General features: G+C 62.5%; 17 protein-coding genes. 12 read left to right on the top strand and 5 right to left on the bottom strand.

The features are described 5' to 3' along the window. Window position 1: 1 nt before the first annotated feature. From V6B08_RS17530 to V6B08_RS17505, 6 genes are read left to right on the top strand one after another with little or no spacing between them, the layout of a single operon-like run. Entirely contained in the window at window positions 2-1078 is a 1077-nt protein-coding gene (locus tag V6B08_RS17530) for a branched-chain amino acid ABC transporter permease (RefSeq protein WP_341983262.1), read from the top strand. Continuing rightward, window positions 1075-1839 (top strand): ABC transporter ATP-binding protein, encoded by a 765-nt coding sequence (locus tag V6B08_RS17525; RefSeq protein WP_341983260.1) that lies wholly within the window; start codon window positions 1075-1077, stop codon window positions 1837-1839. The genes V6B08_RS17530 and V6B08_RS17525 overlap by 4 nt, the downstream gene beginning before the upstream one ends. Further along, window positions 1836-2606, top strand: a complete 771-nt coding sequence (locus V6B08_RS17520; RefSeq protein WP_341983258.1) for an ABC transporter ATP-binding protein — start codon at window positions 1836-1838, stop codon at window positions 2604-2606. The genes V6B08_RS17525 and V6B08_RS17520 overlap by 4 nt, the downstream gene beginning before the upstream one ends. After that, window positions 2603-4456, top strand: coding sequence for an AMP-dependent synthetase/ligase (locus tag V6B08_RS17515; protein ID WP_341983257.1), 1854 nt, complete (start codon window positions 2603-2605; stop codon window positions 4454-4456). The genes V6B08_RS17520 and V6B08_RS17515 overlap by 4 nt, the downstream gene beginning before the upstream one ends. Before the next feature lie 38 nt (window positions 4457-4494). Further along, complete coding sequence (locus V6B08_RS17510) at window positions 4495-5658, top strand: ABC transporter substrate-binding protein (protein ID WP_341983255.1); 1164 nt, start codon at window positions 4495-4497, stop codon at window positions 5656-5658. After that, on the top strand, window positions 5658-6521 hold the full coding sequence (locus tag V6B08_RS17505; protein ID WP_341983253.1) for an enoyl-CoA hydratase/isomerase family protein: 864 nt from the start codon (window positions 5658-5660) through the stop codon (window positions 6519-6521). Before V6B08_RS17510 ends, V6B08_RS17505 begins: the two co-directional genes overlap by 1 nt. 161 nt (window positions 6522-6682) lie before the next feature. On the opposite strand, the gene V6B08_RS17500 is transcribed toward V6B08_RS17505, so the two are convergent. From V6B08_RS17500 to V6B08_RS17480, 5 genes are read right to left on the bottom strand one after another with little or no spacing between them, the layout of a single operon-like run. Continuing rightward, window positions 6683-9004, bottom strand: a complete 2322-nt coding sequence (locus V6B08_RS17500; RefSeq protein ID WP_341983251.1) for a molybdopterin cofactor-binding domain-containing protein — start codon at window positions 9002-9004, stop codon at window positions 6683-6685. 3 nt (window positions 9005-9007) lie between these two features. Further along, complete coding sequence (locus V6B08_RS17495; RefSeq protein WP_341983248.1) at window positions 9008-9502, bottom strand: (2Fe-2S)-binding protein; 495 nt, start codon at window positions 9500-9502, stop codon at window positions 9008-9010. Beyond that, window positions 9495-10370 (bottom strand): FAD binding domain-containing protein, encoded by an 876-nt coding sequence (locus tag V6B08_RS17490; protein WP_341983246.1) that lies wholly within the window; start codon window positions 10368-10370, stop codon window positions 9495-9497. Before V6B08_RS17490 ends, V6B08_RS17495 begins: the two co-directional genes overlap by 8 nt. 21 nt (window positions 10371-10391) lie before the next feature. Then, on the bottom strand, window positions 10392-11033 hold the full coding sequence (locus tag V6B08_RS17485) for an SRPBCC family protein (RefSeq protein WP_341983244.1): 642 nt from the start codon (window positions 11031-11033) through the stop codon (window positions 10392-10394). 26 nt (window positions 11034-11059) lie between these two features. Continuing rightward, entirely contained in the window at window positions 11060-11716 is a 657-nt protein-coding gene (locus V6B08_RS17480; protein ID WP_341983242.1) for a GntR family transcriptional regulator, read from the bottom strand. 180 nt (window positions 11717-11896) lie between these two features. On the opposite strand from V6B08_RS17480, the gene V6B08_RS17475 reads away from it, so the two are divergent. The 6 genes from V6B08_RS17475 to V6B08_RS17450 are packed head-to-tail and all read left to right on the top strand — an operon-like array spanning window position 11897 to window position 17234. Then, complete coding sequence (locus tag V6B08_RS17475; protein WP_341983240.1) at window positions 11897-13141, top strand: ABC transporter substrate-binding protein; 1245 nt, start codon at window positions 11897-11899, stop codon at window positions 13139-13141. A 46-nt stretch (window positions 13142-13187) separates the two neighbouring features. Continuing rightward, window positions 13188-14051: a branched-chain amino acid ABC transporter permease gene (locus tag V6B08_RS17470; RefSeq protein WP_341983238.1), complete on the top strand. Its 864-nt coding sequence runs from the start codon at window positions 13188-13190 to the stop codon at window positions 14049-14051. Beyond that, complete coding sequence (locus V6B08_RS17465) at window positions 14048-14995, top strand: branched-chain amino acid ABC transporter permease (RefSeq protein WP_341983236.1); 948 nt, start codon at window positions 14048-14050, stop codon at window positions 14993-14995. The genes V6B08_RS17470 and V6B08_RS17465 overlap by 4 nt, the downstream gene beginning before the upstream one ends. Continuing rightward, window positions 14992-15735 carry an ABC transporter ATP-binding protein gene (locus V6B08_RS17460; RefSeq protein ID WP_341983234.1) on the top strand — a complete coding sequence of 248 codons (744 nt, stop codon included), beginning with the start codon at window positions 14992-14994 and terminating at the stop codon, window positions 15733-15735. Before V6B08_RS17465 ends, V6B08_RS17460 begins: the two co-directional genes overlap by 4 nt. Beyond that, complete coding sequence (locus V6B08_RS17455) at window positions 15725-16441, top strand: ABC transporter ATP-binding protein (RefSeq protein ID WP_341983232.1); 717 nt, start codon at window positions 15725-15727, stop codon at window positions 16439-16441. Before V6B08_RS17460 ends, V6B08_RS17455 begins: the two co-directional genes overlap by 11 nt. A gap of 13 nt (window positions 16442-16454) precedes the next feature. Continuing rightward, window positions 16455-17234 carry an alpha/beta fold hydrolase gene (locus V6B08_RS17450; protein ID WP_341983229.1) on the top strand — a complete coding sequence of 260 codons (780 nt, stop codon included), beginning with the start codon at window positions 16455-16457 and terminating at the stop codon, window positions 17232-17234. Window positions 17235-17319: the final 85 nt, after the last annotated feature.

Genomic DNA, 17319 nt, shown 5'->3' with positions numbered 1-17319 from the left:
CATGCGGGTTCTGTTCAAGACCACCTATAACCAGGACATTGATCACCTCGTCGATCCGGGCGAGCGGATCCGCGTCGGCCTGGTGATCGCCATCGCGCTGGCCGCCCCGCTTTTCGTCTCTTCCTACTTCCTGTCCGAACTCGCCATGTTCATCTGCTACGCGCTGGCGGGCATCGGCCTGATGGTGCTGCTTGGCTTCACCGGCCAGGTCTCCTTCGGCCATGCGGCATTCCTTGGCATCGGTGCCTATACCCAGGCGGCGTTGATGACGCGCGGCATTCCCTTCGTTGTGTCGCTGTCACTCGCTGGATTGATCGCCGGCCTGGTGGGAGCGGCGCTGGGGCGCGCGGTATCCAAGATGCACGGCTTTTATCTGGCGGTCGCTACGCTGGCCTTCGCCATTGTAACCGAGAGCGTGATTGGCGCGGCCGAGCCGATCACCGGCGGACATATGGGCCTGAAAGTGCCGCCCATCGCTTTCTTCGGTTATGAACTCAGCCAGAATTGGCAGATATATTATCTCTACCTTGCCGTCCTGCTTTTCGTCATCTGGGGTGTTGCCAATCTGATGCGCGCCCCGGCAGGCCGGTCGATGATCGCGGTCCGCGATAGCGAAACCTCCGCCAAGTCGCTCGGCATCAATGTCGGCAGCGTCAAGGTTCGCGCTTTCTTCGTCTCCGCCGCGATCACCGGCGTGGCGGGCGCGCTGCTGGCGCATCTGCTTTTCTACCTCTCGCCGGAAACCTTCAATCTGCTTGAAAGCCTGCGGCTGATGCTGATGGTCGTGGTCGGCGGCCTCGGCACCATCTCGGGTGCCATTCTCGGGGCCATCTTCGTCAGCTTCCTGCCCAATGCCATCGATGTTCTGCGCGCCATCCTGCCATCCGCTGTGGCGGATCAGGCCGGGCTCGAATATCTGGTCTTTGGTGCGGTTATTGCCCTTTTCATCATCTTCGAGCCGCAGGGCATCTATGGCCGCTGGCTCAAGCTCCGCCTGTTCATCGAGACCTATCCCTACTATCGCCGGGCGACGTTCATACGCCAGAAGCGATACCTGAAATCGGAGCGTTTCCGATGAGCGTGCTCGCTATCAACGACATCGCCCTCAGCTTCGGCGGCAACAAGGCGCTGGACGGCGTTTCGTTATCCGTGATGCCAGGCGAAACGCTTGCCTTGATCGGGCCGAATGGCGCGGGAAAGTCCACGGTCTTCAACGTTGTGAGCCGCTATTACCAGCCATCGGCCGGTAGCGTGCGCTATGGCGACCATGACCTGCTACGGTGCCAGCCGCATGAAATCGCGGCACTTGGCATAGCGCGCACATTCCAGAATATCGAGCTGTTCGAAAACGCCACCGTGCTGCAGAACCTGCTGGTCGGGCGCCATGCCCGCACGCCATCGAACTGGGTGCGTGAATTTCTCTTTGCCGGCCAGACTCGCGCCAACGAACTCTTCGCCCGGCGCAAGGTGGAGGAGGTGCTCGATCTGCTTGATCTCCAGCACCTGCGCAACGAGATCGTGCGCGACCTGCCATATGGGGCGCGCAAGAATGTGGAACTGGCGCGGGCGGTCTGCGCCGAGCCTAAGCTGTTGCTGCTCGATGAGCCGGCTTCCGGCCTCAACCCGGAAGAGGTGGCGGACATGGCCTTTTGGCTGAAGGATATCCGCGAGGAACTCGGTATCACCATCCTGATGGTCGAGCATAATATGAGCCTGGTTTCCCGGATCGCCACGCGCTGCATCGCCCTGGTTTCCGGCCGCGTCCTGGCGCAAGGCAGTGTTGCCGAAGTGCAGGCCAACCGCGAGGTGCAGCGAGCCTATCTGGGGACGGCAGCATGAGTGCGCTCCTGAGCACCCGCAATGTCGAGACCTATTACGGGCCTATCATGGCGATTGGCGGCGTGTCCATCGATGTGCCGGAGGGGCGTATCGTCTGCGTTCTTGGCGCCAATGGTGCCGGCAAGACGACCTTGCTGAAGACCATTTCCGGCGCCATCGATTGCCGCAAAGGCCAGGTCGTCTTTCGCGACAAGGAAATCCAGAACCTCAATCCCGACGTCGTGGCCGCGCATGGTATCGCCCATATCCCCGAGGGTCGCGAGGTCTTTCCGTTTATGACCGTGGCGGAGAATCTGACCGTTGGCGCCTGGGGTCGGGCCGACAAGGATGCCGTGGCCCGTGACCTCGAAACGGTCTACCGCTATTTCCCGGATCTCGAAACCAAGCGCAACGACATGGCCGGGTTCCTGTCGGGCGGGCAGCAGCAGATGCTTGCTATCGGGCGCGGCCTGATGGGCGACGCGTCGCTGATGATTCTCGATGAACCCTCGCTTGGCCTCTCGCCGCTGCTCACCCAGCAGATATTCGGCATCGTCCGACGGATCAATCGCGAGCGCGGCGTGACGATACTCCTTGTCGAGCAGAATGCCGTTGCCGCCCTCGACCTTGCCGATCATGGCTACGTCATGGAGGTGGGGCGCATCATGATGGACGCACCGGCGAGCGAACTGCGCGAGAGCGACGATATCAAGGAGTTCTACCTAGGCAAGTCTGATGATGGCATTCGCGGCGAGCGGCGCTGGAAAAAGCGGAAGACCTGGAGATGAATGAGATGCGGCATATCGGGCGCGAAGCCGGTCCAATATTGATCGATGACTGCGATACGCTTGCCCGGCTGTTTCTGAAACGCGTTGAGCAATGGGGCGACAGGACCGCGCTGCGCGAAAAGAATTTCGGTGTCTGGGAGAGCTATACCTGGCGCGATTTCCATCGCCATGCGAGTGCCTATGCCGCCGGTCTTGTCGCGCTTGGTATGCGGCCCGGCGATGTCGTCGCGATCTTGTCCGAGGATAACAAGGAGTGGGTTTTCACCGACATGGCCGTGCACCTGGCCAACGGCACAGTGAACGGCGTCTACCCCACCTACCAAGCCGAACAGCTGCATCATATCCTTGAAGACAGCACTACTCGCTGGCTGTTTGTCGAGGACGAAGAACAGCTCGACAAGTATCTCAGCATTGCCGACCGGTTGCCCGGCGTTGAGCGTGTTTTCGTCGTCGACTGGAAAGGCCTGCGCAATTTCAGCGACGAACGGGTCTGGCCGATCTCCCAGCTCGAAGAATTGGGAACGGCAGCTCTGGCCAAAGCGCCAGACCTGCTGGATGCACGCATCGCAGCCGGCCATGGCGAGCAGCCTGCCGTTCTTGTCTATACCTCGGGCACCACCGGCAAGCCGAAGGGCGCACGCATTTCGCATCGGGCGCTGCTGTTCCAGATGACGGCAGTGCCCGATCCTTTCGCGGCGTGGCAGGGCGATGAGCTTCTTACCTATCTGCCGCTCTGCCATCTGGCGGAACGGGTCGTGTCGCTCTGCATCCAGTTGCGCGTCGGCACAATGCTCAATTTCGCTGAGAGTTCGGAAAGCGTGTTCCTGAATATCCGTGAGCTCTCGCCCACCATCCTGTTCGCGGTGCCGCGTATCTGGGAGAAGTTCTATTCCAGGATCGCTACGCTGATGGATGAGGCGACCTGGATCGGGCATACCGGCTACAATATCGCGATGCGTATCGGGCGGCGGCGGGCAAGGCTGCTGATGCAGAACAAACAGCCGTCGCGCCTACTCGATGCCGCCTTCCGGATCGCCGACTTCCTGGTCTTCCGCAACATCAAGCAGGAACTCGGCCTCGATCGCACCCGCATCAGGCTTTCAGGCGCGGCGCCGATCAGTGTCGATCTGTTGGAATGGTATGTTGCCCTTGGGCTGCCGGTGAGCGAGGTCTACGGGCAGACCGAAACGGGCATCGCCACCTTCTGCAGCCCGGGATCGCCGCCAGGCCATGTCGGGTTGCCGATGCCTGGCGTCGAGTTGAAACTCGGTGCGCAGGATGAGATTCTGGTGCGCTCGCCGGGTAATTTCTCGGGCTATCTGAACATGCCTGAAGCGACGACTGCCACACTGGTCGATGGCTGGGTCCATACCGGCGATGTCGGCGCCCTGCTTCCTGGTGGCGAACTCAAGATCACCGACCGACTCAAGGACATCATCATCACGGCGGGTGGCAAGAATGTCACCCCGTCGCTGCTCGAGAACCGGCTGAAATTCTCCTCCTACATATCCGATGCCGTGGTGGTCGGCGACCGGCGCAAGTATCTCGCCTGCCTGATTATGATCGACCGCGAGAATGTCGAAGCCTATGCGCAGAAGAATGCCATTCCGTTTTCCAATTTCCGCTCGCTCTGTGCCCGGCCGGAGATCGTCGGGCTGATCGGCAAGGTGGTTAAGGAGGCCAACGAGCAATTCTCCAGCGTCGAGCAGATCAAGGCCTTCCGACTGATCGATGTGATGCTGACGGCAGAGGATGACGAACTGACGCCGACGATGAAGCTGAAGCGCAGCTTTGTCGAACGCAAGTATTCGGAGTTGATCAAGGAAATGTACCGCAGTTCGGCCGCGTGAAGGCCATAGCTACAACAAAAAACTAGGGAGAAACCGCAATGAAACCGTCGCTACTTAGCCTGGCCGCCCTGCTCTCGCTTGCCGCCAGCCCACTATTGGCCCAGACGCAAGGCGTCACCGCCACATCGGTGAAGTTTGGCAGCCATACCGATCTATCGGGTCCGCTGGCCATTGGCGGTGCGCCCGCCACCCTCGCGTCGCAGATCCGCTTTGAAGCCGCCAATGCGGCGGGCGGCGTGCATGGCCGCAAGATCGAGCTTGTAGTCGAAGACACGCAATACCAGGTGCCGCTTGCCGTGCGCGCCACCAACAAGCTGGTGCAGAACGACAAGGTCTTCGCGCTGTTCCATGCGGTCGGCACGCAGCAGGGCCTGGCGACGATACCGATCACCGACCGCGCCAAGATACCCTACATCTTCCCGCTCACGGCGGCTGCCTCAATGGCCGAGCCGCTGCATCCTCTGCATTTCAGCTATTTCGTCACCTATGCCAACCAGGCCAGCGGCGCGATCCGCTACTTCCACCAGAAGGAAAAGTTCGCCTCGCTCTGCATGCAGACGCATTCAACGGAATACGGCGAGGAGAATCGCCGTGGCATGGAAGAAGTCACCAAGGAGCTCGGCATTCCGGTGAAGCTTGTTGGCACGCATAAGCCGACCGATACCGAGTTTGCGGGTGCCGCGACCGCGATCAAGAATGCCGGCTGCGACTTCGTCTATCTCGGCACCACGATCAAGGATACCATCGCGCTGTATATGACGCTCAGGAGCCTCGGCTTCCAGGGCACCATTGCCTCTAACATGTTGCCCTTCCTGCCCATCGTGCCGCAGGCCGGTGGCGGTGCCATGGAAGGCCTCCAGGTGGTGACGCCGATGGGCGCCGTTGACTGGACCACCGGGCCCAAGGAGCGCAAGGCCTTCTACGACGAATACATGAAGCGCAAGGGTGAGGAACCCTCCGTCTATGCGCTCTATGGCTGGCTCGCCGCGGATCTCACGATCAAGGCGCTGGAGAATGCCGGCCGCAACCTGACAGTCGACAGCTTCGTCAAGGGCATCGAGCAGATCAAAGGCTATCAGGATCCGTTCGGCGGCCCGACCATCAGCTTCGGTCCGCAGAAGCATTTCGGTGGCGACAGGCTGCTGCTCTATGCCATCAAGGGCGGCAAGTGGGAGTTGGTCGAGCAGAGCCTTAAGTTCTGATGCAGCCGGCATTGGCGCGAGGCCATGGCGGTCTCGCGCCGACCTGGGAGGAGGCAGCTTTGCAGGAATTCTCCAGCCAGACCCGGCCGGACGGCGTCGCTATCGTGACCTTCGAGCGGCCCGAGCGGCTGAACCCGCTGGGGCCTGAGGGCCTGCGCGATCTGGCGCTGCATCTGGAGGCGTTGGCCAGCGATCCTGCGGTTGGCGCGGTAGTATTGACCGGCAGGGGGAAAGCTTTCTGTTCCGGCGCCAGCCTTGAGCGCCTGCTGGGCCTGATGGGCTCGGAAGAAGCGGTCGGGCTGCCCGAGCATGTCATTCGGAATCTGTTCGACACGGCGGTCAATCCGATTCAGAGGGCAATCGCCCGGATGCCGAAGCCGGTGGTGACGGCCATCAACGGTGTCGCCGCGGGCGGTGGCGTCGGTTTGGCATTGGCCGGCGACGTGGTGCTGGCTGCCGAGACCGCCAGTTTCCAGCTCACCTTCGTGCCGAATCTGGCAATCGTGCCCGATCTGGGTGCGAGCTGGTTCTTCTCCCGTCTTGCCGGGCGTGGCCGCGCATTGGCAGCGATGATGACCGGAGAGGCCATATCGGCGCGCGAGGCGCTGGAATGGGGCCTGGTCTGGCGGGTCGAGCCGGAGGAAAAACTGCTGGATGCCGCGATCAAGCTGGGGTTGCGGCTTGCCGCCGGTCCCCGGCACATGTATCCGCTGCTGCGGGGCGCCGTTGACGAAGCGTCGCGACGGACCTTATCCGAACAGCTCGATCTGGAGCGCGATCTCAACGTAGAGCTTTGTGGCAGCGCCCAGTTCTCCGAAGGAGTCAGAGCCTTCCTCGAGAAGCGCCGCCCGCGATTTCAGTAGATTGAAGGAAATCGGAGCAAATGTATCGCGCTCCACCATCTCGTCTGCCGCTGGAGAGCCAAGTCTACGCGGGCGGTAAATTATCAAAACATGCCGCATGCTCTGCCGGCAGATTATCGTTTTACCGGGAGGCCCGGTAACATCCAGCCCGCATTGCTGCCTTAAGCGCGTTCCACCAGGCCCAGAATTTCCTCGGGCGCCAGGGGATGCTTGGCGATCCTGGCATCGAATGGAGCCAGGGCATTCTCGACAGCGGCGATCACGGCAGCGGCCGCCGGAATCGTACCGCCCTCGCCAGCGCCCTTGATGCCCAGCGGGTTGTTGGTAGCCGGTGTTTCGAGATGATGAATTTCGATGCGTGGCATCTCGGTGGCGATCGGCAGCAGGTATTCGCCGTAATTGGTGGTCAGCGGCTGGCCGCTCTCGTCATAGACCATGCGCTCGAATAGCGCGTTGCCGATGCCATGCACCACGCCGCCGATGATCTGGCCGTCCACCAGGCGCGGATTGATCAGGCGGCCGCAATCATGCGCCACCACATAGCGCAGGATGCGCACTGCACCGGTTTCAATATCCACTTCCACTTCGCAGACATTGGCGCCATTGGAGAAGGTGAGCTGCTTGGCGTCGAAATAGGCCGTGGCACTCAGGCCCGGGTCCATGCCCTTATGCGTCGGGATGCCTGGCATGCCATTCAGCTTGGTGGCAATCGCGCCGAGCGGCACCGAAGGCCGCGGCACGCCTTTCACCTTCACCATCCCGGCCACGATCTCGAGATCAGCCTCGGCTGCCTCCAGCATATCGGCGGCAACGCGCAACGCCTTGTCGCGCACCTGCACGGAAGCGAGATGCACCGATGAACCGGCAGTGACGGCAACGCGGCTGGCTATGGTGCCGATGCCGAGCGGGAATTTGCCGGTATCGGCCTGCTCGACACTGACATGTTCCAGCGGCACCCCCAGCATGTCGGCGCAGATCTGGGCCAGCACGGTGGCATGGCCCTGGCCCTGGCTGGCGGCGCCGGTTTCCACCTGCACGCGGCCAGTGGGCAGCACGCGCACGGTGGCGCCTTCAAAGGGGGCAAGCCCGGTATCCTCGACGCAACTGGCAATGCCAAGGCCCAGATAGCGGCCTTCGGCGCGCGCCTTGGCCTGGCGTTCGGGGAAGCCGGCCGCGTCGATTTTTTCCAGCGCCAGGTCGAGCGTGGCATGAAAATCGCCGCTGTCATACTGCACCGGCGAGCCATCGCGCGCCTTCATGCCGGTGACATAGGGCATCTGTTCGCTGCGCACGAAGCTGCGCCGGCGTACTTCCTCGGGCGGCAGTTTCAATTCGCGCGCCACGCGGTCGGCCAGGCGTTCCAGCACGAAGCAGGCATTCGGTCGGCCGGCACCGCGCACCGGTGTGTTCGGCACCATGTTGGTGTAGACCGCGTTCAGGGTCAGATCGAGCGCCTGCAACGCATAGGGACCAGGGAAGGAGCCAAGGGTGGTGGCGGGCAGCACCAGGCCATAAGGCACATAGGCGCCGTTATCATGCAGGCAGGTGCCGCGCACAGCGAGCAGGCGGCCATCGGCGTCGGCTGCCACCTCCACATCCCAATATTGGTCGCGCTGCTGTGTCGTAGCGACAAAATGCTCGCGACGGTCCTCGATCCATTTCACCGGCCGCCCGATTTTCAACGCGGCCAGCATCAGCGCTGCCTCTTCGGCATAGAAGGCAGCCTTGGGGCCAAAGCCGCCGCCGACATCCGGCGCAATGACGCGTAATTCGCTTTCCTCGCGGCCAAGATAGGCGGCAAGGAAGCGGCGCACCAGGTAGGGCGATTGCGAAGAGGTGTAGAGCGTCATCTGTCCGCTCAGCGCATCGCTGCTGGCGATCACGCCACGGCATTCCATGGAATGGCAACCGCCACGATGCATCTCGATGCGCTCAGCAAAAACATGCGGTGCGGCGGCAAATACCGCCGCTGCATCGCCAAACGCCCCGCGCATCACCGCCACGACATTGTCCGGTGCATCCTGATGCACCTTCACCGCATCGGGGCCGATCGCAGCGCGGCAATCAGCCACTGCCGGCAATGGCTCGTAATCCACCACCACCAGCGCGGCGGCATCCTCGGCCTGGGCGCGGGTTTCAGCCAGCACGATGGCAATGGCCTCGCCGGCATGGCAGACCTCGCCTTGCGCCAGCGGGTGATAGGTGTGTGATTGTTTCAGGATTGGCGCCGGCAGGGTTTGCGGCAAAGGACCCTGCGCCAGTCCGGCGAAATCCGCCATGGTGTAGATCGCGGCAATGCCGGGCAGGGCCCGTGCTGCTGCCGTGTCGACGCCCTTGATCAAGGCATGGGCATGCATCGAGCGCACGAAGGCTGCCTGCAGGCAATGCGGCGGATGAATGTCATCGACATAGCGACCCTTGCCCGTGAGCAGGCGCGGATCTTCCAGGCGGTGAACCTTGCTGCCGAAATAGCGCACACCCATGGCTCAAGCCCTTCCGCGTAGCTGGGCTGCTGCATCCAGGGCGGCATCGACAATGCCCTGATAGCCGGTGCAGCGGCAGATATTGCCGGAGATCGCTTCGCGTACCGCTGCTTCATCGGCATCCGGCTGATCCTGCAGCAGTGCCTTCAGGGTCATCAGCATGCCCGGTGTGCAGAAGCCGCATTGCAGGCCATGATGCTCGCGGAAGGCTTCCTGCAGCGGGTGCAGGCTGCCATCTGCCGCTGCCAGGCCTTCCACGGTCTCGACTTCGGCGCCATCGGCCTGCACCGCCAGCATCAGGCAGGCGCGCGCCGGCACACCGTCAACAATGACGCTGCAGGCACCGCAGACGCCATGCTCGCAGCCGACATGGGTGCCGGTCAGCAACAATTCGTGGCGCAGGAAATCAGCCAGGCTGAGGCGCGGCTCGACATTGCGCTCATGGCTGGTGCCGTTGATGGTGACGCGGATGCGGCGAGGGGTGATGGCGTCAGACATGGCGGGCCTCCCGGGCGCGCTTGGCGGCCTGTTCCAGGGCACGGCGGGTCATCACCCCGGCCAGCTTCTGGCGGTAGCCGCTGGTGATATGGGCATCGGACAAGGCATCGATCTTGCTGGCTTCTGCCGCCGCCGCCGTGAAACTTTCGGCATTGGCCTTCTGGCCGAGCAGGGCGGTTTCCACCGCACGCAGCCGCATCGGCTGGATATCGACACCGACCAGCGCGATTGCAGCGCGCGTGATCACATCCTGCGCATCGATCGCCAGCAGCACGCCGGCGCCAACAATGGCGAAATCGCCATGCCGGCGGGCAAATTCCACGAAGCCATAGCCATGCGGTTCATTCCAGGGCTTCATGGCAATGCGGGTCAGCACTTCGTCAGGCGCAAGGTTCGGCATCATGAAGCCAAGGCCCCATTCCTGCATCGCCGTCTGGCGCTCGCCACCGGGGCCCAGAATGGTCAACTCGCCATCATAGAGCGCCACGATACCGGGCTGCTCGGCTGCTGGATCGAGATGGCACAAGCTGCCGCCGATGGTGCCGCGGCTGCGGGTCTGAATATGCCCCACCCAGTCGAGTGCTTCGGCCAGCACCGGGCAATGCTGCTGCACCAGGGGATCGCGCTGCAGGCTGCGCTGGCGCGTCATGGCGCCAATGCTCAGCATGCCATCGGCATAACGTGTACCGGCAAGCTCCGGCAGGCGATTGAGATCGATCACGTGATCGGCGATCACGTAGCGCATGTTCAGCATCGGCATCAGCGACTGGCCGCCTGCCAGCAGCTTGCTGTTTTCCAAGCGCCCGAGCAGGCCGACGAGATCGTCCAGGCTGCGCGGATCGTGGTAGGCGAAGGGGGCTGGCTTCATGGCGCGCTGAACTCTCTTCTATCAGCCGCGACCGAACCAGCGGGCCACCATGGCGCGCAGAGCGGCCCAGACCAGGCTGAGTCCTGAAACGGCCTTTACAGGTGGCGGCGGCATGATTGCGGCAGGGGGCGGCGGCGGTGCTGCGGCAGCGTTCGGCATAGTTGCAGAAGCAGGAGCGGATTCTGCCGCCGGGGCCGGGGCGGCGGATTGTTCCGCCGCAATCGACGCCTGCAGATTGCGGGCGAATTGCTGAGTGAGCTGATTGGCGATTTCCTTGATCAGGCCGGCACCGCGACCATATTGCGCCACGGCACCGACCAGTTGGAGATCGGTTATGGCGACAACCTTGGTACCGGCGGCATCGGGGCTGAGCTGGAAACGCACGGTGGCAGCGGCATTGCCACGGCCTTTGCCCTCAGCGCCGCGCGCCACCACTGATGCGGTATGGGCCTGATTGTCAATATCCCGCAGCTCGGCTTCGCCGGCGAAGCTCAGTTCGATCGGGCCGACCTTCACCCTGGCGCGGCCCTTGTAGCGGTTGTCGCCCAGCACATCGGTGAGTTCAGCACCAGGCAGGCAGGGCGCGATGCGGCGCACATCAAGCAACAGCGGCCAAGCCTGCTCGGGTGGCATTGGCACAACGAAAGAGACATCGAATTGCATGGGACTACCAGCGCAAACGGAAAGATTCAGGGAATGACAGCGGCCTGTTCCAGCGCCTTCAACACGCGTTTGACGCCGAATTCGATATGCTTCTGCAGCAGCCGCGCCGCCAGGCGACCATCGCGTGCCTGCAAGGCATCGATGATGGCGGCATGTTCGGCGATCAGGCCTTCGGTATTGCGTTCGGCCAGGGTGGAGATGCTCATCACCACCAGGCGGTCGAACTGCTCGATCACGGATCGCCCGGTCTCGGCGATGCGCCGGTTGCTGCACAACTCGACCACGGCGCAATGGAATTCACGGTTATAGGTAACGAAATCGTCGCTGCCCCAGGCCGCCAGGCTGCGGAAGCGGTCCAGCGCCTTCAGATCGGCTTCCGAAGCATTGGCCGCCACATCCGGCGCCGCCGCCTGCTCAAGCACCATTCGCAGGCCGAACAGGTCGCGCGCATCCGACACCGAAATCGGCGCCACGCGATAGCCCTTGCGCGGCGCCACCAGCACCAGGCGCTCGGCTTCCAGGCGCATCAAGGCGTCACGGATCGGCGATTTGCTGATCGCGAAACGCTCCGCCAGTTCGGCTTCATGCAGATTGGCGCCCGGCGCCAGGGCGCAGGATAACATCTCTGCGCGCAGACGCTGATATATCTCCTCGCGGCGGAGGTGTGTGGTCTCAATATTCATATGGCCATTATAGCTGTGATATATCACCGATCAAGCCAAAAACTCGAGTCTCTCTATCGCTGCGGTAAATCAGAGGGTATTTCCTGAAAAAGCAACAATTTATCATCTGATAATAGAAAGCGCCTTGCCCATCATTCAATTTATTGATATATCAATGCCACAATGAAATTGGGAGGAAATATGTTACATCGTCGCCAATTCGCGGCCCTTGCGGCAGCGACCCTGTTTGGCGCGACTGCTTTCGCCGGCGCCGTGCAGGCGCAGGAAGCGGTCCGCGTCGGCTTCCTCACGGTGAATTCCGGCGCGCTCGCGGCCGGTGGTCGCCAGATGGAAGAGGGCATCAAGCTGTTCCTCAAGGAGCGCAATGGCCGTTTGGCCGGTCGGCAGATCGAGCTGATCGTTGCCGATACCGCCGGCGTTCCCGCCAATACCCGCTCCAAGACCCAGGAACTGGTGGAGCGCAACAAGGTGCATGTAGTGATCGGTCCGCTCGCCGCTTTCGAGGCGCTGGCGATCAATGACTATATCCAGCAGGCACAGGTGCCGATCATCTCGCCGTCAGCGGCGGCAGAGGATCTGACCCAGCGCCGGCTCAATCCCTGGTTCGTGCGCGCGGTGTCCACTTCGGCGCAGCCGGTGCATGCCCTGGCTGATTATGCGGCCAAGACCCTGGGCTACAAGCGCATTGCCATCATCGCCGACGATTTTGCCTTCGGCCATGAAATGTCGGCCGGCTTCCAGCGCGTGTTCGAGGAAAATGGCGGCAAGGTGGTGCAGAAGCTGTGGCCGCCGCTGAATGTGGCCGACTACGGCTCCTATATTGCCCAGATCAACACCAAGGTGGACGCGGTATTCGCCGGCTTCGCCGGTGCCAACGGCCTGCGGTTCCTCAAGCAGTATAATGAATATGGCATGAAGGGCCGCATCCCGGTGCTGGGTCACATGACCACGGTGGATGAGGGCATCCTGAAGAACATGGGCGATGAAGCGCTCGGGGTGATTTCCGCCGGCTGGTACAGTGCCGCACTGGAAAGCCCGGCGAATGCCAAGTTCGTCTCGGCCGTGCGTGCCGAATACAAGGCCGATCCGGGTTACTACACCATGGGTGCCTATCTCGCCGGCATCTTCCTGGAAAAGGCCATGGAAAAAGTGCAGGGCAAGATCGAGGACAAGGATGCCTTCATGAAGGCGCTGCGCAGCCTCGATCTGCCGGAAACCCCGCTGGGCCCGGTGAAGATCGACCAGTATGGCAACCCGGTGTTCAACACCTATATCCGCAAGGTGGAGAAGGGTGCGAACGGCCTGACCAACAAGGTGATCCACACCTATACCGGCACCACGCAATTCTGGAGCTATGATCCGGCGGCCTTCCTGGCCAACCCGGTCTATTCCCGTGAATGGCCGCTGGCGAGGAATCTCGAGTGATCATCGTCCGTCAATCGTAACCTGTTGCTGTGAAGTAGGCCCGCCCATGCCGCTAGCTTTCTGGCTGATCCAGAGCCTGAATGCCCTTGCCTTGGGCGGGCTGCTTTTCCTGCTCTCTTCTGGCTTCTCGCTGATTTTCGGCCTCATGCGCATCGCCAATCTGACGCATGGCGCCTATTTCATGCTCGGCGCCTATGTAGGCCTCTCGGCCTTGCGCGCCGGCCTCGGCTTTCCGCTCGCTATTCTTGCCGGCGGTGCCACCATCGCGGTGGTGGGCGGCCTGGTTGAGCGCTTCATCCTGCGGCGGCTGGCCAGTCGCACGCTGGCCCAGGTGCTGGTGACGCTTGGTCTCTCCTTCGTCATCGCCGATCTCTGTCTGATGCTGTGGACCGGCGATCCGATGCAATTGCCGGTGCCACCCTACCTGTCGCAGCCGGTGCGGCTCGGCAATTTTGTCTTTCCGGGGTACCGCATCTTCGTCGTCGTGTTGTCCTTGCTGGTAGCGTTCCTGCTGTGGCTGCTGCTTGAGCGCACGCGGCTCGGCGCCATGGTGCGCGCTGGTGTCGATGATATGGAGATGGCGCGTGCTGTCGGCATTCCGGTGCCGCGTCTGTTCACCATTGTCTTCTGCCTCGGCTGCGGCCTTGCCGGCATGGGCGGCGTGCTTGGTGGCCCGATCCTGTCGGTTTATCCCGGTCTCGATGGCGAGATGCTGCCGCTGGCCCTGGTCGTGGTCATCCTCGGCGGCATCGGCAGCCTCGCGGGCGCCTTTGTCGGCAGTTTCATCACCGGCTTCATCTACACGTTCGGCCAGGCATTGCTGCCCGGCCTTGCCTACATGATCCTGTTCCTGCCGATGATCCTGATATTGATGCTGCGTCCGAGCGGCCTGTTCGGAGCCAAGCAATGATGCGAGTATTGCCCTGGCTGCTTGGTGCCGTGGCATTGGCTGTGCCGTTGATGATCGGTCAGGCCTTTTACATCAATGTCGCCAGCCAGATTCTGATCGCGGCGATTTTCGCCTCCAGCCTCAATATCCTGGTCGGCTATGCCGGTCTCACCTCGCTCGGCCATGCCGCCTATCTCGGCACCGCAGCCTATCTGGTGGCATGGCTCAACACACAAGGCGGCTTTGGCCATCTGCCGGCGGTGCTGCTGGCGCTTGGCGGCACCACGCTGATGGCTGCGCTATTCGGCCTGATGGCTTTGCGTGCCACCGGTATCGCCTTCCTGATGATCACCCTGGCGCTTGGTCAGACTTTGTGGGGTGTTGCCTATCGCTGGGTGACTGTCACGGGCGGCGACAATGGCCTGCCGGGCCTGCAGCGCCCGATGCCGTTCGGCATCGCGCTCACCAATCCGGTTGCCTTCTATCTTTTCACCACGATCGTCTTCCTGCTCGCCATCGGCTGCATTGCCGTGTTCGCGCGCTCTGGCCTTGGTACCAGCCTGGTCGGCAGCCGCGACCAACCGCGCCGCATGCGCATGCTTGGCCATAACGTCTGGCTGGTGCAGTGGCTGGCCTTTGTCTTTGCCGGTTTCTGGGCGGCAGTCGCCGGCGTGGTGTTCGTCTATTACCACCAGTATATCAGCCCGCACGCACTCGGCCTGCCGGCCTCGGCGGAAACCCTGCTGATGGTGATTGCCGGCGGTGCCGGCACGTTGTTCGGCCCGCTGGTCGGCGCCTTCATCGTTGTGGTGCTGAAAATGGTGGTCAGCGCCTATGTCACCCGCTGGGTAATGCTGCTGGGTATTGTGTTTGTTGTGATCGTCATCTTCATGCCGGAAGGCGTGGTGCCGGGGCTGGATCGCCTGCGCCGACGCCTGTTGCCCGGCGCCAGGAATGCGCCATGACCGCGCCCGCCCTCAAGATCACCGGTCTGCGCAAGCGTTTCGGCGGGCTGCCGGCCGTGGATGGCGTCGACCTGACGATTCCGGTCGGTGACCGCCGGTTGCTGCTGGGTCCGAATGGCGCCGGCAAGACCACATTGTTCAACCTGATCACGGGCGATATCAAACCGACATCTGGCCGGGTTGAGCTGTTCGGTGAAGATATTACCGGTGCCGCGCCGTATCGCTGCGCCCATCGCGGCCTCGCCCGCACCTACCAGATTCTGACGCTGTTTCCCAACAACACACTGCGCGAGAATGTGTATCTCTCGCTGTTGGGCCTTTCGCCGCTGCGGCTCAATCCGATTGCCAGCATGCGCCGGCGCAGTGAGTTCGCGGCCCGCGCCGAGGCGGCGTTGGAGCGCGTCGGCCTGCATCGCCTGGCCGACCGTAAATTGTCGGAAACCGCTTATGGCGAGAAGCGTCGCCTGGAGATTGCCCTGGCACTGGCGCAGCAACCCCGATTGCTGCTGCTTGATGAACCATTGGCCGGCTTGTCACGCGAGGAGCGTAGCGAGGTGCAGGCGCTGGTGCGCGACATTCCCGCCGACATTACCGTGGTACTGATCGAACATGACATGGATATCGCGCTGTCCTTGGCCCGGTCCATCACCGTGATGTATTACGGCCAGGTGATCGCTGAGGGCGATCGCGCCAGCATCACCGCGCATCCGCGGGTGCGGGAGGTGTATTTTGCCGACTGATGCGCTGCGGCTCCAAGCCATTAACACCTATTATGCCGATAGCCGCGCGCTGCATGACGTGTCGTTGAGCCTGCAGTCCGGCGAAGTGCTGGCATTGCTGGGGCGCAATGGCGCCGGCAAGACGACAACAATGCATTCCATCATCGGTTTCACGCCACCTCGGGATGGCGAGGTATTGCTGTTCGGCGAGAGCCTGCGCGGCCTGCCGCCGGAGGCGGTGGCGCGACGCGGTGTCGGCCTGGTGCCGCAAGGCAGGCGCATCTTCCGTAGCCTCAGCGTGATGGAAAACCTGCGTGTCGCGGAACGGGCTGGCACACAGGGCAAGGCGGCATGGGATGTGGCGCGGGTATTCGACCTGTTTCCACGCTTGCGCGAACGCAAGAGCCAGGCGGCTGGTTCAATGTCAGGCGGCGAGCAGCAGATGCTTGCCATTGCCCGTGCGCTGATGGGCAATCCGCGCGTGGTGCTGTTTGACGAACCATCCGAAGGCCTGGCACCGCAGATCGTCGAGGAGGTAGGCGCCATCCTGCGTCGGCTGAAGACCGAGGGTCTATCGATCATCCTGGTGGAACAGAATACCCGCTTCGCGCTTGCACTGGCCGACCATGTGGCGATTCTCAACACCGGTCGCGTGGTTTTCGATGGCACACCGGAGGCCCTTGCCGCGGATCCCAACCTGATTGCCGCCAATCTCGGCGTACATTGAGGAAGTAATCGTTATGCAAAAGCTTACCAGCCGCGATGGCAAACTCACTGCTGTGCAGACCGGCACTGGCCCGGACCTGTTGATCCTGCATTCGCTGCTCACGGATCGCACCGCCTTTGATCCGGTATTACCGAAGCTGACCGAGAAGTTCCGCGTCACCCTGGTCAACCTGCCTGGTTTCCATGGGTCGGCCCCGATCCCGGCGGGCATCGAGGGCTATGCTGATCGCGTCGCCACCGTGTTCGACGATTTCGGCCTTGGCCAGGATTGCGCCGTCATGGGCAATGGCTTTGGCGGCACCGTGGCGGTTGCGATGGCGCTGCGCCACGGCGCGCGCTTCGGCAAGATGGTGCTCAGCGACGTGGCGGCGGGCTTTCCGGAGCAGGGCAAGGTGGCGTTTCGCGTCATGGCAGAGAAGGTCGGCAGCGAGGGTCTTGGCGGCATTGTCGATATCGCCGCGCGCCGGGTGTTTCACGATGCCTATCTGGCAAAGCATCCCGAAGCCTTTGAGGAACGCCGCCAGGTGTTGCTTGGTATCGATCCGCAGGCCTTCATTGCTGCCTGCCAGTCGCTGATTGCCTGCGATCTGGTGCCCCAGCTTGATAGCATCCGCAACGCCACCCTGGTGGTGGTGGGCGAACTTGACGCCGCCACGCCGCCAGTTCTGTGCCGGCAGCTTGCGGCCGGCATACCCGGCGCCTGGCTCACCGAGATTGCGCAATGCGGCCACTGCCCGCCGCTGGAAATGCCCGACGTTTTCATTGAGACGGTGCGTGGCTTCCTGGCGTTCTGACTGCTAGCTACCGAGCCAGCAGCTCGGGACGGAGCAGCGCGACGCGCCGCCAAGGCTTGATGCGGGCACCGTCGCATATCAGGCC

Source organism: Ferrovibrio sp. MS7 (assembly GCF_038404985.1).
Lineage (GTDB): Bacteria > Pseudomonadota > Alphaproteobacteria > Ferrovibrionales > Ferrovibrionaceae > Ferrovibrio > Ferrovibrio plantarum.
Note: the sequence above shows the minus strand (reverse complement) of the source record. Positions and strands in the feature narration are given on the sequence as shown.

Excerpts from the sequence above, each read along its gene's own strand:
- V6B08_RS17530 (WP_341983262.1), top strand. The coding sequence starts at position 2 with ATGCGGGTTCTGTTCAAGACCACCTATAACCAGGACATTGATCACCTC.
- V6B08_RS17525 (WP_341983260.1), top strand. The coding sequence starts at position 1,075 with ATGAGCGTGCTCGCTATCAACGACATCGCCCTCAGCTTCGGCGGCAAC.
- V6B08_RS17520 (WP_341983258.1), top strand. The coding sequence starts at position 1,836 with ATGAGTGCGCTCCTGAGCACCCGCAATGTCGAGACCTATTACGGGCCT.
- V6B08_RS17515 (WP_341983257.1), top strand. The coding sequence starts at position 2,603 with ATGAATGAGATGCGGCATATCGGGCGCGAAGCCGGTCCAATATTGATC.
- V6B08_RS17510 (WP_341983255.1), top strand. The coding sequence starts at position 4,495 with ATGAAACCGTCGCTACTTAGCCTGGCCGCCCTGCTCTCGCTTGCCGCC.
- V6B08_RS17505 (WP_341983253.1), top strand. The coding sequence starts at position 5,658 with ATGCAGCCGGCATTGGCGCGAGGCCATGGCGGTCTCGCGCCGACCTGG.
- V6B08_RS17500 (WP_341983251.1), bottom strand. The coding sequence starts at position 9,004 with ATGGGTGTGCGCTATTTCGGCAGCAAGGTTCACCGCCTGGAAGATCCG.
- V6B08_RS17495 (WP_341983248.1), bottom strand. The coding sequence starts at position 9,502 with ATGTCTGACGCCATCACCCCTCGCCGCATCCGCGTCACCATCAACGGC.
- V6B08_RS17490 (WP_341983246.1), bottom strand. The coding sequence starts at position 10,370 with ATGAAGCCAGCCCCCTTCGCCTACCACGATCCGCGCAGCCTGGACGAT.
- V6B08_RS17485 (WP_341983244.1), bottom strand. The coding sequence starts at position 11,033 with ATGCAATTCGATGTCTCTTTCGTTGTGCCAATGCCACCCGAGCAGGCT.
- V6B08_RS17480 (WP_341983242.1), bottom strand. The coding sequence starts at position 11,716 with ATGAATATTGAGACCACACACCTCCGCCGCGAGGAGATATATCAGCGT.
- V6B08_RS17475 (WP_341983240.1), top strand. The coding sequence starts at position 11,897 with ATGTTACATCGTCGCCAATTCGCGGCCCTTGCGGCAGCGACCCTGTTT.
- V6B08_RS17470 (WP_341983238.1), top strand. The coding sequence starts at position 13,188 with ATGCCGCTAGCTTTCTGGCTGATCCAGAGCCTGAATGCCCTTGCCTTG.
- V6B08_RS17465 (WP_341983236.1), top strand. The coding sequence starts at position 14,048 with ATGATGCGAGTATTGCCCTGGCTGCTTGGTGCCGTGGCATTGGCTGTG.
- V6B08_RS17460 (WP_341983234.1), top strand. The coding sequence starts at position 14,992 with ATGACCGCGCCCGCCCTCAAGATCACCGGTCTGCGCAAGCGTTTCGGC.
- V6B08_RS17450 (WP_341983229.1), top strand. The coding sequence starts at position 16,455 with ATGCAAAAGCTTACCAGCCGCGATGGCAAACTCACTGCTGTGCAGACC.